General features: G+C 67.7%; 14 protein-coding genes. 7 read left to right on the top strand and 7 right to left on the bottom strand.

What is annotated here, in order from left to right; all coding sequences use genetic code 11:
- Nucleotides 1-248: 248 nt before the first annotated feature.
- Nucleotides 249-662 carry a hypothetical protein gene (locus AZOLI_RS11080; protein ID WP_014248726.1) on the top strand — a complete coding sequence of 138 codons (414 nt, stop codon included), beginning with the start codon at nt 249-251 and terminating at the stop codon, nt 660-662.
- A gap of 171 nt (nt 663-833) precedes the next feature.
- Here AZOLI_RS11080 and AZOLI_RS11075 read toward each other — a convergent pair whose 3' ends face one another.
- Nucleotides 834-1,610, bottom strand: a complete 777-nt coding sequence (locus AZOLI_RS11075; protein ID WP_014248725.1) for a gamma-glutamyl-gamma-aminobutyrate hydrolase family protein — start codon at nt 1,608-1,610, stop codon at nt 834-836.
- A gap of 14 nt (nt 1,611-1,624) precedes the next feature.
- A complete protein-coding gene (locus AZOLI_RS11070; RefSeq protein ID WP_014248724.1) occupies nt 1,625-2,659 on the bottom strand; it encodes an amidoligase family protein in 1,035 nt (344 codons plus the stop codon).
- Nucleotides 2,660-2,998: 339 nt separating this feature from the next.
- Between AZOLI_RS11070 and AZOLI_RS11065 the strand changes: the two genes are divergently transcribed.
- Complete coding sequence (locus AZOLI_RS11065; RefSeq protein WP_014248723.1) at nt 2,999-6,106, top strand: PAS domain-containing protein; 3,108 nt, start codon at nt 2,999-3,001, stop codon at nt 6,104-6,106.
- 18 nt (nt 6,107-6,124) lie between these two features.
- Here AZOLI_RS11065 and AZOLI_RS11060 read toward each other — a convergent pair whose 3' ends face one another.
- From AZOLI_RS11060 to AZOLI_RS11045, 4 genes are all read right to left on the bottom strand, one after another.
- Nucleotides 6,125-6,607 carry a hypothetical protein gene (locus AZOLI_RS11060; protein WP_014248722.1) on the bottom strand — a complete coding sequence of 161 codons (483 nt, stop codon included), beginning with the start codon at nt 6,605-6,607 and terminating at the stop codon, nt 6,125-6,127.
- Nucleotides 6,604-6,936, bottom strand: coding sequence for a hypothetical protein (locus AZOLI_RS11055; RefSeq protein ID WP_014248721.1), 333 nt, complete (start codon nt 6,934-6,936; stop codon nt 6,604-6,606). Before AZOLI_RS11055 ends, AZOLI_RS11060 begins: the two co-directional genes overlap by 4 nt.
- A gap of 121 nt (nt 6,937-7,057) precedes the next feature.
- Complete coding sequence (acnA, locus tag AZOLI_RS11050) at nt 7,058-9,745, bottom strand: aconitate hydratase AcnA (protein ID WP_014248720.1); 2,688 nt, start codon at nt 9,743-9,745, stop codon at nt 7,058-7,060.
- Between the two features lie 344 nt (nt 9,746-10,089).
- Entirely contained in the window at nt 10,090-11,007 is a 918-nt protein-coding gene (locus AZOLI_RS11045) for a class I SAM-dependent methyltransferase (RefSeq protein ID WP_014248719.1), read from the bottom strand.
- Nucleotides 11,008-11,404: 397 nt separating this feature from the next.
- On the opposite strand from AZOLI_RS11045, the gene AZOLI_RS11040 reads away from it, so the two are divergent.
- The 4 genes from AZOLI_RS11040 (at nt 11,405) to AZOLI_RS11025 (ending at nt 13,467) form a co-directional block, all read left to right on the top strand.
- Complete coding sequence (locus AZOLI_RS11040; protein WP_014248718.1) at nt 11,405-12,007, top strand: NUDIX domain-containing protein; 603 nt, start codon at nt 11,405-11,407, stop codon at nt 12,005-12,007.
- 22 nt (nt 12,008-12,029) lie between these two features.
- Nucleotides 12,030-12,671: a 3'-5' exonuclease gene (locus AZOLI_RS11035; RefSeq protein ID WP_014248717.1), complete on the top strand. Its 642-nt coding sequence runs from the start codon at nt 12,030-12,032 to the stop codon at nt 12,669-12,671.
- A 74-nt stretch (nt 12,672-12,745) separates the two neighbouring features.
- A complete protein-coding gene (locus AZOLI_RS11030; RefSeq protein ID WP_014248716.1) occupies nt 12,746-13,030 on the top strand; it encodes a YciI family protein in 285 nt (94 codons plus the stop codon).
- A 17-nt stretch (nt 13,031-13,047) separates the two neighbouring features.
- Entirely contained in the window at nt 13,048-13,467 is a 420-nt protein-coding gene (locus tag AZOLI_RS11025) for an EVE domain-containing protein (protein WP_014248715.1), read from the top strand.
- 231 nt (nt 13,468-13,698) lie between these two features.
- Here AZOLI_RS11025 and AZOLI_RS11020 read toward each other — a convergent pair whose 3' ends face one another.
- Nucleotides 13,699-13,923, bottom strand: coding sequence for a hypothetical protein (locus AZOLI_RS11020; RefSeq protein ID WP_014248714.1), 225 nt, complete (start codon nt 13,921-13,923; stop codon nt 13,699-13,701).
- Between the two features lie 399 nt (nt 13,924-14,322).
- Between AZOLI_RS11020 and acs the strand changes: the two genes are divergently transcribed.
- The gene (acs, locus tag AZOLI_RS11015; RefSeq protein WP_014248713.1) at nt 14,323-16,263 is read left to right on the top strand and encodes an acetate--CoA ligase; all 1,941 of its coding nucleotides are present in this window, start codon (nt 14,323-14,325) and stop codon (nt 16,261-16,263) included.
- Nucleotides 16,264-16,326: the final 63 nt, after the last annotated feature.

Below are 16,326 nucleotides of genomic sequence, written 5' to 3'. Positions count from 1 at the left end.
CCGCAGGCCCGGTGTGTCGGGGGCATGCCGAAGGGGGACCTTCCGGCTACGTTTTTGCCGCGGATTCCTGAAAATTGCGCCTCCATCGACCGAAACCATGGTCGGACTGACCTGTTGATCCCGGTGAAAGAGGCGATGGCCCGGCCGGCAAGCGCGACGCCAACGCGGTACGCGATGAGGGTCCGCCATCCGCCCCGATCCGAAAGACGCCCGACTGCGAGGCGTTGCCACCATGAAGGAGTTCGAGGATGCGTAACCTGATGATCGGCGCCGTTTCGGCGGTTCTCCTGATGGCTGCTCCGGCCATGGCGCAGACCGCCCAGCAAGGCAACCCCGGCGCCCTCAAGAGCCCCGGCGCCTACGATACCGCGCCGAGCGGCAGCGCCGGTTCCACCGGTCCGGACGGCGTCGTCCGCACCCCGCCGGGCGCCACCACCTCGCCGTCGGCCGGCGCGACGAGCGGCGGTCCGATGCCCGCCCCAGGCACCTCGGGCTCGACCGGCACCTCCAGCGGCAGCATGTCCGGTTCGTCGACGCCGGGCGTGACCACCGCGCCGTCGGGCATGGGCAACAACACCAGCAGCAACATCCCGCGCGACAACCAGACCGCGACCGGCACCCACTGCCCGCCGGGCACCCCGAACTGCGGCCCGGAACAGTAACGTCCGCATAGCGGCCATGACACCGCGGGCGCCCCGGAGCCATCCCTCCGGCGGCGCCCGCGTCGTTTTCGACCTGCCCGGCTTCGGAGCGGAGCGTCCTCGAAGAGGATGGCGCGACGGGGCGCGCGAGGCGGAGGAAAAGCACCGTGGCCGCCGGGAAGCCGGAAGGCTTCAGCCCTGCGCCCGCACCGGCCGGCGGTCGGGTGGGGCTTCGATCCGCTCGGCGCCCGGCTGCGCGGTTCCGGCGATGTCGTCCAGCGGGGCGGCGCCCATGGCGGTGGCGACTAGCCGGCGGAACAGGCCCTGCTGGCGGCTGTCCGCCACCAGATATTCCGGGTGCCACTGAACGCCGATCATGAAGGGCTCGTCGGGTGCCTCGATGCCCTGGACGATGCCGGCGCGCTCGCGGGCGACGACGCGCAGACCGTCGCCGACGCGGTCCACCGACTGGTGGTGCAGGGCGTTCACCCGGCATTCGGCGATGCCGAGGATGCAGTACAGCCGGCTGTCGGGCTCGATGCGGATGCGCTTGCGCGGCAGCACGGTGCGCATGTGCGGCGCTTCCTCGTACACCTCGTGGATGTCGACGTGCAGCGAGCCGCCGCGGTGGACGTTGATCATCTGCGACCCGCGGCAGATGCCCAGCACCGGCAGGCCGCGCTTGGCGGCGCAGTCCAGCGCGCGCATCTCCAGCCGGTCGCGTTCGGGATCGATGCGGATGTGCGGCCGGGCGGATTCGCCGTAGAGCGCCGCGTCGATGTCGTCGCCGCCGCCGACCACCAGCGCGTCCAGCCGGTCGATAGGGAAGGGCGCCTCGGCCGTGATGCGGACCGACGCGGCGCCGGCTCGCCACAGGGCGAGGCGGTTGGCCATGGCGGCGATGCGGCTGCCATGGACGGAGGCGGTGATGCCGACCAGCGGCCGGGACCTTCCGATGACGGCTGCCATGGCACGCTCCCTTTTCAGCCGGCCTGCCGCAGGGTGCCGTCCGCAGCGTCATCCCCCGAGTCTTCCTCCTCACTGGGAGGGCCATGAATGACGGGGTTCGCGGCCATGAAGCCGTCGATCCGCTCGGCCCAGCGATCGGGCGCCTGCGTTTTGGCCATCTGCCGGTACTCGGCACCCAGCCCGTCCAGCAGGGCGCGGTCGGCCGCAAGCCGCTCCACCGCCACCCAGCGGTTCCAGTCGGCGGCGAGCGACCAGTCCGGATCGCTCAGCCGCGCGTTGGGCAGCCGGTAATGGAAGGTCGGGCGCGGGCGGATATGCGGGTCCTCCATCGCCTTCGCCAAACGGTCGGGATCGAGATGGGCGAACAGCGGGAACAGGTCCAGCTCGCGGTTGCGGGTGGGGTTGTCGGCCAGATAATCGTCGATCAGCCCGCCCAGGTCGGGGCGATAGGCCGGATCGGCCAGCTTGGCGGCATAAGGGGCGGGGAAGGCGGCGATGAAGCCTGACAGGCGGCGGGTCGGATCGACGCGGATCTCCCGCCGCAGCCAGGGCGCCAGGATCAGGAAGGCCTTCAGGTGGTCCAGCACATAGTCGCCGTCCGTCCGCGCCACCTCCGGATTGAAATGCAGGCCGAAGGCGAAGAACGGGCTGGCCTCCGTCCCGGCGGCGCCGCGGTCGCGCAGGCAGGCGACCAGCCTCTCCAGGTCCGCCATCCGCTCCATCGTCACCGGCGGGGCGGCGATCTCGAACGGCATCACCAAGCTGCCGATGTTGCCCCACAGCGGACGCAAGGGGTCCAGCACCGCGGCCCCACCCTTGCCGGGATGGGCGGAGCGCATGTCCAGCTCCACCGTGAAGTCGCCCAGGGCGGTGCCGGTCACCAGACAGCGGTGCGGGTTTTCGACGGTGACCGTCCCCCCGAACAGCTCGCGCACGCAGGACGCCGCCGACGGCGCGTCCAGGTCGGCGAATTCGAGTTCCACCCCGACGCGGCGCGGCGTGCCCTGGGGGGTGGTGCGGAGCGGGGGGAGGAAGAAGGGATGGGTCATTGCAAGCCATCAACACTCCATTCCCGGCGCTGTTCCCGCAGGCCGGAAATCCAGACCCGCGCCGACGGTGCGAAGCCCAGGTCGTGGCAAGGGCATACTCCTTTCGGCGATAACCACTCCTTGGGGGTATGTTTTGAATTTCGATGCAAATGTGGCTGATCGATCGGCATTCTTGAGTGCGTTTCTTGCTTCTGTTCGGGAGGATTTTGCGTGATCTACCCAACTGTTTTCTAAATTAACCGGCGCTTAACCATAAGTGCGATAGCGGTAGGCAAGCGGCACGGTGGCGCGCCTGGTGCGCCATCCGGTCGGCTTCGCGGTGGGAGCCTCGTCTACGCCATGACCCTTCTGGCACGCCTCTTCATCCTGGTCCTGCTCGCGGTGCTGCCGGCGATCGGTATCCAGATCTACAGCGTGCTCGAACAGCGGGCGGAGCGCGAGGCGGAGGTCACCCTCCAGGCCGAACGGCTGCTGCGTCAGGTGGAGAGCGAACATGTCCGCATCCTGGACAGCGCCCGCCTGATGGTCACCGCGGTGACGGAGGCTCCCTTCCTGCGCGGAGACGGGAGCGGGGGCGAGGTCGCCCGTTGCCAAGCCTATCTGGAGAGGCTGTCCGCCCGCTCCGCCGACTACCGCACGCTGTCGGTCACCGATGCCGGCGGGCGCATCAAGTGCAGCGCCGACCCGTCGCGCATCGGCGTCTCCCTGACCTCCCAGCCGCATTTCCGCCGGGCAATGGCCCAGGGCCGCTTCGTCGTCGGCGAATGGACGATCACCCAGTCCGGTATCTCCGGCGGCGAGCTTCCGGTCGCGGTTCCCTACACCGACGCCGACGGCAAGCGGGCCGGCGTGATCGCCCTGTCTCTCGACGTGCCGCGGCTGATCTCGATCTTCGCCACCCACCCGATGCCGGAGAACACGGCCCTGACCGTCGCCGACCGGTCCGGCACCATCCTGGTCAAGCTGCCGGGCGCCCAGGGCCGCGCCGGCGAGCGGTTGCCGGACAACCACCTGCCGCTGCTGTCGGCGACCGACATGGGTGTGACGATGCTGCCCGGACTGGACGGCGTGTCCCGCATCCTGGCCTTCTCCCCGCCTACCGCCGGGATCCGCGACCTGTTCATCAGCGTCGGCGTCGACCGCGTTGCGGCGATGGGGGCGGTGGACCGCGCCACCCGCGACGGGCTGCTGATGACCCTGTCCGGCTTCCTGGTCGCCGCCGCCGCCGCCTGGATCGGCGGCACCCTGTTCATCCGCCGCCCCGTCGACGCGCTGGTCTGCGCCGCCCGCGACTGGAGCGAAGGCAAGACCGCCACCCGCGTCAAGCTGTCCGACCGCTCGTCGGAGATCGGCCAGCTCGGCCATGCCTTCGACATGATGGCCGACCGGCTGGAAGCGCGCGAAGCGGCGCTGCGCCAGTCGGAAGGCCATATCCGCGCCGTTCTGGACGCGTTGCCGGCCTATGTCGGCGTGCTGACGCCGGACGGGGCGGTGGCCCAGGTCAACCGCGCCGCCGCCGATGCCGCCGGGCTGCCGGCCGCCCGCATCGTCGGCCGTCCCTTCGACCAGATCTGCTGGCTGTCCTTCGACGCCGCCGGGCGCGAACGGCTGCGCCAGGCGCTGGCGCTGGGCGCGCACGGCCGTTCCTCCCGCTTCGACTCCGGGCTGCGGCTGGGCGACGGGCGCGAGATGACGGTGGACGTCAACCTGACCCCGATGGTCGATGGCGACGGCCATGTCACCCACCTGATCGCCTCGGGCATCGACATAACCGAGCGCAAGCGCACCGAGGAGGCCCTGCGCGTCGCCGAGGAGCGCGTGCGCACCGGCCTGCGCAATTCGGGGGTGGCGGTGTTCAACCAGGACCGCGACCTGCGTTACACCTGGTCCCATTCCGAACTGCTGGGCTTCTCGCCGGAGACGATGATCGGCCGCACCGACGCCGACCTGTTCGACCATGGCGAGGAGGCCGACACCCTGATGGCGCTGAAGCGCCGCGTGATGGAGAGCGGCATCGGCGCGCGGGAGGAGGTTCGCATCCGCTGCAAGGGCGAGGAGCGCTTCTTCGACCTGACGGTCGATCCGCTGCGCGACCCCTCCGGCCGGGTGGAGGGCGTCACCTGCGCCGCGGTCGAAATCACCGACCGCAAGAAGACCGAGGCCGAACTGCACCGTGCGCGGGAAGAGGCCGATCAGGCCAACGAGGGCAAATCGAAGTTCCTGGCCGCCGCCAGCCACGACCTGCGCCAGCCGGTCCAGTCGCTCTACCTCTTCACCGCGGCGTTGAGCGACCGGCTGCAGGGGCACCCGGCGCTGCCGATCCTCGACAACATCCGTCAGGGGCTGGACACGCTGAAGGGCCTGCTGGACGGCCTGCTCGACATGTCGCGGCTGGAATCCGGCAAGATCGTCGCCGCACCGGTCGAGGTGCGGCTGAACCAGCTGCTCGGCCGTCTGGTCGCCGAATACGGCCCGCGCGCCGCCCAGAAGGGGCTGCAGCTGCGCGCCGTGCCGACCCGCGCCTGGGTGCGCACCGACCCGGCCCATCTGGAGCGCATCCTGCGCAATCTGGTGGAAAACGCCCTGCGCTACACCAGCAGCGGCAAGGTGCTGCTGGGCTGCCGCCGCACGCCGTCGGGCATGCGGGTGGAGGTGTGGGACACCGGCGCCGGCATCCCCGCCGACCGGCTGGAGGACATCTTCGAGGAATTCACCCAGCTGGGCGAGCGCAGCGAGCGCGGCCTGGGCCTGGGGCTGGCCATCGTCAAGCGGCTGTCGCGCCTGCTCGGCCATCCGGTGACGGTGCGGTCGTGGGAAGGCAAGGGCTCGGTCTTCGCGGTGGAACTGCCGCGGGTGATCCTGGGCAATGCCCGTCCCGCCAGCGGCACGGCAGCCGCCGCGGCGACGCTGGCCCGCCGCTCCGCCGCCAACGATGCGGCCAACGCCGCCGCCAACGACCGGGGGCAAGCGATCAGCGCCATCGCCAGCGCGTTCGGCGGCGGCAAGGGCCGGGGGGCGACGGGGGGTGGCGACGTTGCGGTCAAGACGGCGATCCCGCCCAGCAAGGAAGCGGATGCGAAGGGCATGGTGCTGGTGATCGACGACGAGGCGATCATCCTTCTCGGCTTGAAGGCGATCCTGGAAGGCTGGGGCTATGACGTGCTGACCGCCAAGTCGGGCGACCAGGCGCTGGAGCGGCTGCGCGCCGACGGACGCTGCCCACAGATCGTTCTGGCCGACTATCAGCTCCAGCAGGGCCGCACCGGTCCGGAGGCGGTGATCGCGGTCCAGACCATGATGGGCCGGACCGTTCCCGGCATCATCCTGACCGGCGACACCAGCTCCGAACGCCAGGAAGAGGCCGAGCGCCGCGGCTTCCGCCTGCTGCACAAGCCGGTCTTCCCCAACGACCTCCGCCGCATGATGGCGAGCGCCGGGGCGGCGTGAGAGGCGAGCAGGCGGAGGTCAGCCGCCCTCCGCCACGAAGGCGTCGAAGAACAGCCCGGCGGTTTCCTGGTTGGCGTGCCGGCGCGAGAGCTGGTAGCTGAGTTCGAGGATATTCGCTTCCGGGACTTGGCGTTGTACGAACAGCTTGCGCACCAGAAGCGTCGCGGCAAGTTCCTGGACGAGATGGAAGTGGCTGTTGTCCCAGGCCTCTTCCTTGAAATGGACGATCTTGAAGCGGCTCAGCCGGAAAGCCAGGACCCCGGCGATCTTTCCGCGGCTCACTCCACGTGATTTGGAGCGGCGGGCAAGCATTGCCCTGATGTCGATCTCCGCTTCCTTCACTGCCAGCGCAAGTTCGCGGTCGCTGTATTCGATATGCTTCTGGGAAAGTCCGAAAACGCCGCAGGCCTTCCACAGAAAGCGCACATACTCGGAGAATATCCTGGACCACACGTCGGTGGAAAAGGAAAACTCCGGTAACGCCGGGTCGCCATTCTTCATTCGAGGGGAAGCCCCAGCAGCCGCCGGTAGGCGTTCACGTCCACATCGTCGTCCTTGGAAGCATTACGCACCAGCGCGTCAAGTTCCTCGGTCGTGCGGATGCCGTGGTTCAGGCACACTTCGCCTCGTGTCTCACGATACTTCATCATTCGTTCGATGGATTCCGCGAGCAGTTGCGGGTTGTCCATCACGTCCTGAAGATTCGGCATGTCGCTTAGCAACCCATGTTGAACCGCCCAGATGCAGGCCGGAACCGCATCCAAGGCCGGGCTGGTGATGGCCGTTCGGCCGAAAAGCGAAGCGACCGGGAATTCCCGGTCGCGGTTCACATTTCCTAAGCCAGCAGGGCGGCACCCGTCAAGGGAGAAGAGAACAGGTGCCGTCCAACCAAGACTTCGCCCCACGCGGCATTCGCTCACGAATGAAGTGGCGAATGCCGCGCGGGCGCGATCACTTCGCCAGATTCCGCAGCACGAAGTTCAGCACGCCGCCGTTCCTGTAATACTCCACCTCGTCCAGCGTATCGATGCGAAGCAGCAGCGGGTAGGTCTCGACCTTGCCGTCGGCGCGGGTCAGGGTCAGGGTGACATCCTTGCGCGGGCGCAGATCCTGTTCGATGCCGGCGATGTCGAAGGTCTCCGACCCGTCCAGATTCAGGTCGGCGCGGGTGAGGCCGTCCTTGAACTGCAAGGGCAGGATGCCCATGCCGACGAGGTTTGAGCGGTGGATGCGCTCGAAGCTCTCGGCGATCACCGCGCGGATGCCCAGCAGCCGGGTGCCCTTCGCCGCCCAGTCGCGGCTCGACCCTGTGCCGTATTCCTTGCCGGCGACCACGACCAGCGGCACGCCTTCGTCGGCATAGCGCATGGCGGCGGTGTAGATCGGCAGCCGCTCGCCCGACGGATAATGCTTGGTCTCGCCGCCCTCCACGCCGGGGATCAGCTCGTTGCGGATGCGGATGTTGGCGAAGGTGCCGCGCATCATGACTTCATGGTTGCCGCGGCGGGCGCCGTAGCTGTTGAAGTCCTGCGGCCGCACCTGATAGCTCAGCAGATACTCGCCGGCCGGGCTGGTCCGCTTGATCGAGCCGGCGGGGGAGATGTGGTCGGTGGTGATCGAATCGCCCAGCACCGCCAGCGCCCGCGCGCCGCGCACGTCCGATACCGGGTCCGGCGTCTTGGTCAGGCCGGTGAAGAAGGGCGGCAGCTTCACATAGGTGGAGCCTTCCTGCCACTGGTAGGTCTGGCCCTCCGCGGTGGCGATGGCCTGCCACTGCTCCGGCCCCTTGAAGACGTCGGAATAGCGGCTGCGGAACATGTCCGCGGTCAGCGAGGCGTCGATGGCGTCCTGAACCTCGCGGTTGCTCGGCCAGATGTCCTTCAGATAGACCGGACCGTCGGTGCCGGTCCCGATGGGGTCCTTGGTCAGGTCGATGTTCAGGTTGCCGGCCAGCGCATAGGCGACGCATAGCGGCGGAGAGGCCAGATAATTGGCGCGGGTGTGCGGGTTGACGCGGCCTTCGAAGTTGCGGTTGCCCGACAGCACGGCGCCGACCACGAGGTTGCCCTCCTCGACCGCCGCCGCGATCGGTTCCGGCAGCGGGCCGGAATTGCCGATGCAGGTGGTGCAGCCATAGCCGACGATGTTGAAGCCGATGCGGTCCAGATAGGGCTGCAGCCCGGCCTTGGCGAGATAGTCGGTGACCACTTGGCTGCCCGGTGCCAGCGAGGTCTTCACCCACGGCTTCTGCTTCAGCCCTTTTTCCACCGCCTTTTTGGCCAGCAGGCCGGCGGCGACCAGCACCGCCGGGTTGGAGGTGTTGGTGCAGGAGGTGATGGCGGCGATGACGACCGCACCCTGCTCCAGGCTGTAATCGGCGCCCTGGACCGGAACCGCCTTCGTCGGGTCGTCGGCCTTGTAGGCCTCGGTCATGTCCTTGGCGAAGCCCTGGGCGATGCCCGACAGGGCGACGCGGTCCTGCGGGCGCTTCGGGCCGGCCAGCGACGGCTCCACCGTGCCCATGTCCAACTCGAGAATGTCGCTGAAGACCGGGTCGGGGCTGTCCGGTTCGCGCCACATGCCCTGGGCCTTGGCATAGGCCTCGACCAGCGCCACGCGGTCGGGGTCGCGGCCGGTGAAGGTCAGATAGCGGATGGTCTCGGCGTCGATCGGGAAGATGCCGCAGGTGGCGCCATATTCCGGCGCCATGTTGCCGATGGTGGCGCGGTCGGGCAGCGTCATGCTGTCCAGACCCGGCCCGAAGAACTCGACGAACTTGCCGACCACGCCCTTCTTGCGCAGCATCTGGGTGACGGTCAGCACCAGATCGGTGGCGGTCATGCCCTCCTTCAGCCGGCCGGTCAGCTTGAAGCCGATGACTTCCGGGATCAGCATGGAGATCGGCTGGCCCAGCATCGCGGCCTCCGCCTCGATGCCGCCGACGCCCCAGCCCAGCACGGACAGCCCATTGACCATGGTGGTGTGGCTGTCGGTGCCGACCAGCGTGTCGGGATAGGCGACCGGCTTGCCCGACGGGTCGCTGTCGGTCCACACCACCTGGGCGAGATATTCGGTGTTGACCTGATGGCAGATGCCGGTGCCCGGCGGCACCACGCGGAAATTGTCGAAGGCCTTCTGGCCCCAGCGCAGGAAGGCATAGCGCTCCAGGTTGCGCTCGAACTCCAGCTCGACATTCTTCTCGAAGGCGTCGTTGCCGCCGAAGTAATCGACCATCACCGAGTGGTCGATGACGAGGTCGACAGGCACCAGCGGATTGATCTTCGCCGGGTCGCCGCCCAGCGATGCCATCGCCTCGCGCATCGCCGCCAGATCGCAGACCGCCGGCACGCCGGTGAAGTCCTGCATCAGCACGCGCGCGGGCCGATAGGCGATTTCACGGTCGGACCGCTTGTCGACCAGCCATTGGGCCACCGCCTTCACGTCGTCGACGGAGACGGTGCGCCCGTCCTCGAAGCGCAGCAGGTTTTCCAGCAGCACCTTCATCGAGAACGGCAGCCGCGACAGATCGCCGAGACCCGCCTCCTCGGCGGCCTTCAGGCTGAAATAGTCGTAGCTCTTGCCGCCCGCGCTGAGCGAGCGGCGGGTCTTGAGCGTATCCTGACCGGTGAAGGTGGTCACGGGAAGCCTCCTTGGCTTTGGGTCTGGCGCGCGCCTTGAGCGGCGCTTGGGAGAGCGCTTCGGTTACGGTCCAGGTGATGACGGTCAAAAGGACGTCATGGGCCGCCCAAAAGACTGGGGCGGCCGCAACGGCGCCCGCGCGTCATGCAGGCAAGATGTAGGGCGTGGCCGGGGCAGATCAAACGCATGGCTCGAAGAAAGCGGAAGCATGGGCATGGTCATGGAGCATCGCGCCGTACCCATCCTCCGGCCGGCATTCGGACAGGCTCCATCGATCATCCTATGCCGTGCCGGCGGATGCTTTCTTTACTCATATGAACATTAGGGGAGTCTGCTCCGGCGCCTCACGCCGGCTTCATCGCCACATAGCGGACGAAGCGCAGGCCGCTGCCCAGCACGCGCAGCCGCGCCCACCACAGGGCAAGCTCGCGCTTCAGCGCCGCCAGCACCGGTGCCGGCGGAACTGCGGCGGCCAGCGTGTCTGCCAGCTTGCGCACCCGGTCGATGATGTGGCGGCGGTGCAGCTGGGTCAGATCCTCGGAAATGCGCAGGTCGAGGTTGCGTTGCGTCAACTCGTCCGCCATGCGGGTGGCGGTCCAGGGATAGACCTCCATCGGCTCCTCCTCCCGCCAAGCGTTCCAGGCATCCCAGGAGCCGGGGGCGCCGTCGATCACGTAATCGAACAGGGCAATGCCGCCCTTGGGCTTCACGCAGTCGCCGACCCGGTCCAGGAACAGTTCCTTGTCGCGCACCCGGTGGACGATGCGGTCGGCCATGACGAGGTCGAAGCTGCCGGCCTGGTTGAAATGCTCCGGGTCGTAATGGGCGACCGGCGCCTTCTTCGACACTCCCAGCGCCTTGGAGCGGTCCATCGCCAGCTTCGCCAGCAGCGGCGACGGTTCCAGCCCCGTCACCCAGGTGTCGCAGCTCTCCACCAGGGCGCGGGCTGTCCCGCCGAGGCCGGCCGAAAGGTCCAGCACGCTCTTGGCCGGGTTCAGCCCGAAGGAGCGGACGGAGTCGATCATCCACGCCGCTTCCTCCGGCCCGGTCATGTCCTGGCCCCACAGAAGCTGTGCCCCCTCGCTGCGTGCCGGCGACCAGACGGGTTCGCCGTGGCGGTCGAGCTGCATCGACGCCAGCCGGTCCAGCTCCGGATTGCCGCCGGCCGCCGAACCGGATGGAAGCGGATCGCCCGGAGTGGGCAGGGGAGCGGAAAGGCCGGCGCCCACCGCATTGACCGGCCCGTGCCTGCGGTCGTCCATCGAGTTACGCAGGGCAGACCGGTTCGTAACGCGGGGCAGCCGGGACAGGTCATACCCTTCCCACCAGGCGGCCAAACGAATACGCCAGTCGGGGTTTTGCCACCGCTCCAAATCCTGTGGATTAAACTGCGGAGCCACGTAGCTGCCCTTTCCAGGTCAATGGGCGGGCTTCTGCCTCACCCTTTCGGAGTATGACCGCGCCTCTTGCCGTCGCGATTTAGAAGTAAGTGCGGTCGATTTGTCTGTCAAGAAACCATTATTTAACTATTTTGACTTCGTTTTCCCCAATTGTTGGAAAATTTTATCTTTTTTTGTCTGTGACCTGCTGTGGTGCGGCCATTGCGAGCGCGGGGCCGTCTCCCTATACTCCCGTCGCAACCGACGGAGGGGGCCTCGCGTGCCGATCGAAACCGGTGAGTCCACCGGCAATCCCTGGACCGTGCTGACCAGCACGACGAAGTACGAGAATGCCTGGATGGAGGTGGTCGAACATAAGGTTCTGACCCCGAAGGGCGCTCCCGGCATCTACGGCGTCGTCCATCCCCGCAGCCTCGCCACCGGCGTGGTGCCGGTCCACGACGACGGCACGGTGACCCTGGTCGGCCAGTACCGGTTCCCGCTGAAGCAATACAGCTGGGAAATTCCGGAAGGCGGCGGGCGCAAGGGGGTGGAGCCGCAGGAATCGGCGGCGCGCGAGCTGCGCGAGGAAACCGGCCTGACGGCGCGGCGCTGGATGCCGCTGATGAAGCTTCACCTGTCCAACTGCATCACCGACGAGGTCGCCCATACCTTCGTCGCCTGGGGTCTGGAGCAGGGCGAGTCCGCTCCCGACGAGACCGAGGTGCTGGCGGTTCGCCGCGTGCCCTTCGCCGAGGTGATCGACATGGTGCTGGCCGGCGCCATCACCGATGCCATGGCGGTCGCCAGCCTGCTGAAGCTGCGGGTGCTGGCGGCGGAAGAGGCGCTGCCCGAGGATCTCGCCGGCATTCTCCGCCTCTGACCCGCTTGCAAATCGGACATCAATGACCGTCATCACCGGCCACGCCGTCGCCATCGATTTCGAAACCGCCAACGAGGCCCGCACCAGCGCCTGCTCCATCGGCGTCGCCTGGATCGAGAACGGCCGTGTAACCGCGACGGAAGAGCATCTGATCCGCCCGCGCGAGCTGCGCTTCAATTCCTTCAACAGCGCCATCCACGGCATTCGGGCGGAGGACGTGGCCGGAGCGCCCGAATTCCCGGAGGTGTGGGCGGCCTTGCGCGAGCGGGTGCAGGGCCGGCTGATCCTGGCGCACAATGCCGCCTTCGACCTCAGCGTGCTGCGCCATACCCTGACCGACTACGGGCTCGATTGGCCGGCCTGCGACTATCTCTGCACGGTCGTGCTGGCCCGCCGTGCCTGGCCGACGCTGACCGGGCACCGGCTGAACCATCTGGCCGACTTCCTGGGCATCGCGCTCGACCACCACCGTGCCGGCAGCGATGCCGAAGCCTGCGGCCGCATCGCGCTGGCCGCGACGCAGGAGATGGGGCTGCGCGGCTTCGGCGAGATCGAGGGCACCGGCATCAGCCTGGGCCGCATCGCGCCCGGCGGTTATTCCCCCTGCAAAGGCGGCAAGGGCCGCGGCAAGGCGCCGCCGCGGCGTCCGCGCGTGGTGGCGTGACGCTGCAGGCGGCGCTTTCCCGCCGCCGTCCCCTGCGCTAGGCTCCCGCTCCACCGAATGGAGGAGGGGACCGCATGCTGTTCATGTTCCATTGCGTCGACAAGGCGGGTGCCGCCGACGTCCGCGCCGCCAACCGCGCAGAGCATCTGGCTTATCTGGAGGCCAACGCCGACCGCATCTTCGCCGCCGGCCCGCTGCTGTCGGACGACCAGAGCGGCATGGTCGGCAGCCTGCTGATCGTCGAGTGCGCCGATGCCGCCGCCGCGCAGGCGTTCGCCGCCGGCGACCCCTATGCCAAGGCCGGCCTGTTCGACAGCGTGACGATCCGGCCCTGGCGCCGCGTCTACCCCAAGGCCTGAGCGGGAGAGTGCCGGCGATGGCCTACTGGCTGCTGAAGTCCGAGCCGTTCAAATATTCGTGGGACCGCATGGTCGCCGACGGCCGGACCCATTGGGACGGGGTGCGCAATTACCAGGCGTCCAACAATCTGAAGGCAATGGAGGTGGGCGACCGCGCCTTCTTCTATCACTCCAACGAAGGGCTGGAGATCGTCGGCATCGTCGAGATCGTCCGCACCTATTACCCGGACCCCAGCGACGAGTCCGGCCGCTTCGGCATGGTCGACGTCGCCCCGGTGATGCCGGTGAAGACGCCCGTGACGTTGAAGCAGATCAAGGCCGACCCGCTGCTGCAGTCGATGGCTCTGGTCCGCCAGTCCCGCCTGTCGGTCTGCCCGGTCAGCGAGGAGGAATGGGCGCGGGTGTGCGATCTGGCGGGGGTCGGGGTGCCGGCCTGAGGGGCCGTGAGGAACTGAGGTGACACTTGCCCCCACCCTAACCCTCCCCCGCTGGGCGGGGGAGGGGACAAGCGCTTGTTTGGAAGGGCGGCGGCAGTTCCTCCCCCGCCCAGCTCTCGCACAAAGCTCTGCTTTGTGCTGACGCGGCAGGCGGACCGTAGGTCCGCTGAGAGCGGGGGAGGCTAGGTGGGGGCATCGTCAGCCGACACGCCTTGCACTTAATGGAAAAACCTACTCCGCCGCCTCCTGCATCGCGGCGCGGAAGTCGCTGGTCGCCTGCTTCATGCGCCGGGCGATGTCCGCCACGCTGACGGCGGAGTTCGCGTTGAGGGGGGCGCCGAGCGCGCGCAGCGTGGCGTCGATGGCCATCAGGCTGGTGCGGTCGGCCAGACCGGCGAGGCGGTCGCTGCGGTCGCCGGCTTCGGGAAGATCGTCCGCGTTCGTGGTGCTGGGCATTGCGATCCTTGCCGCCGATGATCGTTACCGTAGTGCAGCAACTCTATAGCGGCCACCCGGTTAAGGTCGGGTTAAGCAAGCGAACTTCCGTTACAGAGCGATCACGATGCAGTGTGCAGCGCGGCGCGGCGGATGGTCGCGGCAAGATGGGGCCGTGCTCCGGACCCGACCGGCGCCGGATCCTGCGTGCCCTGAAATGCCTGGGTATGCTTGGGGAAGAAACAGTCTCGCGCTGCAAAATCAGCGACACAATCCTCCTTTGGTCGGGGGGCCTGCGGGGGCCGATTTGCTTGTTAGTCCCGCAACATGTGTGGATAATGCCGCTCAATTCCGGGCGGCGGCCCGCCGCCCTGCAACATCTTCCGGCCAACTCGGAAGCACCACGGGGGAATCGCACTCATGACCGATAACAGCTTGTTTCCGGTGAAGCCCGAGATCGCGGCGACCGCCCACGTGAATGCGGAAGCCTATGCCCGCATGTACGAGCAGTCGGTCAAGGACCCCGAGGCCTTCTGGGGCGAGCAGGGCAAGCGGCTCGACTGGATCAAGCCCTACAGCAAGGTAAAGGACGTCAATTTCAACGACGACGTTCACATCCGCTGGTTCTATGACGGCACGCTGAATGTTTCGGCCAACTGCATCGACCGTCACCTGGCGACCCGCGGCGACCAGACCGCCATCCTGTTCGAAGGCGACGACCCCGGCGTCTCCAAGGCCATCACCTACAAGGAACTGCACGAGAAGGTCTGCCGTCTCGCCAATGTCCTGAAGAAGAACGGCGTCAAGAAGGGCGACCGCGTCACCATCTACCTGCCGATGATCCCGGAGGCGGCCTATGCGATGCTGGCCTGCACCCGCATCGGTGCCGTCCACTCCATCGTCTTCGGCGGCTTCTCGCCCGACAGCCTGAAGGACCGCATCGTCGACTGCGACAGCCATTTCGTCATCACCTCCGACGAGGGCCTGCGCGGCGGCCGCAAGGTGCCGCTGAAGGCCAACGCCGACAAGGCAGTGGCCGGCGCGCCGACGGTCAAGCATGTGCTGGTCGTCAAGCACACCGGCGGCACCGTCGCATGGACCGAGGGTCGCGACCTCTGGTATCATGAAGAGATGGACAGCGTCTCCGCCGACTGCCCGCCGGAGGAGATGAGCGCCGAGGATCCGCTGTTCATCCTCTACACCTCCGGTTCGACCGGCAAGCCGAAGGGCGTGCTGCACACCACCGGCGGCTATCTCGTCTATGCGTCGATGACCCACCAGTATGTCTTCGACTACAAGGACGGCGAGGTCTACTGGTGCACGGCCGACGTGGGCTGGGTCACCGGCCACAGCTACATCGTCTACGGCCCGCTCGCCAACGGCGCGACAACGCTGATGTTCGAAGGCGTGCCCACCTATCCGGACTCCTCGCGCTTCTGGCAGGTCATCGACAAGCACAAGGTCAACATCTTCTACACCGCCCCCACCGCCATCCGCTCGCTGATGCGCGAGGGCGAAGGCCCGGTGAAGAAGACCTCGCGCGCCTCGCTCCGCGTCCTGGGTTCGGTCGGCGAGCCGATCAATCCGGAAGCCTGGCTGTGGTACTACAATGTGGTCGGCGATGCCCGCTGCCCGATCGTCGACACCTGGTGGCAGACGGAGACCGGCGGTATCCTGATCACCCCGCTGATCGGCGCCATCGGCCAGAAGCCGGGCTCGGCGACCAAGCCGTTCTTCGGTGTCCAGCCGGTCGTCGTCGACAACGAAGGCCAGATCCTGGAAGGCGAGACCGAGGGCAACCTCTGCATCGCCGACGCATGGCCCGGCATGATGCGCACGGTGTTCGGCGACCACGAGCGTTTCGTCCAGACCTACTTCTCGACCTTCCCGGGCAAGTACTTCACCGGTGACGGCTGCCGCCGCGACGCCGACGGCTATTACTGGATCACCGGCCGCGTCGACGACGTCATCAACGTGTCCGGCCACCGCATGGGCACCGCCGAGGTCGAAAGCGCGCTGGTCGCCCACCCGAAGGTCGCCGAGGCCGCGGTCGTCGGCTATCCGCACGACCTGAAGGGCCAGGGCATCTACGCCTATGTCACGCTGAACGCCGGCGAGACCCCGACGGAAGAGCTGCGCAAGGAACTGGTCGCCTGGGTCCGCAAGGAGATCGGCCCGATCGCCTCGCCCGACCTGATCCAGTGGGCTCCCGGCCTGCCGAAGACCCGTTCGGGCAAGATCATGCGCCGCATCCTGCGCAAGATCGCCGCGAACGAGCATGACAGCCTGGGCGACACCTCCACGCTGGCCGATCCGGGCGTGGTGACGGACCTGATCGACAACCGCATGAACAACGCGTGATCTGCGGTTGATGGAAGAGGGGGCGCTCCGGTTGGGGCGCCCCTTTTTTCTTGGAATCTCGTT

Source organism: Azospirillum lipoferum 4B (assembly GCF_000283655.1).
GTDB lineage: Bacteria > Pseudomonadota > Alphaproteobacteria > Azospirillales > Azospirillaceae > Azospirillum > Azospirillum lipoferum_C.
The sequence above is the reverse complement of the archived record's forward strand: the minus strand, read 5'-3'. Positions and strand labels throughout refer to the sequence as shown.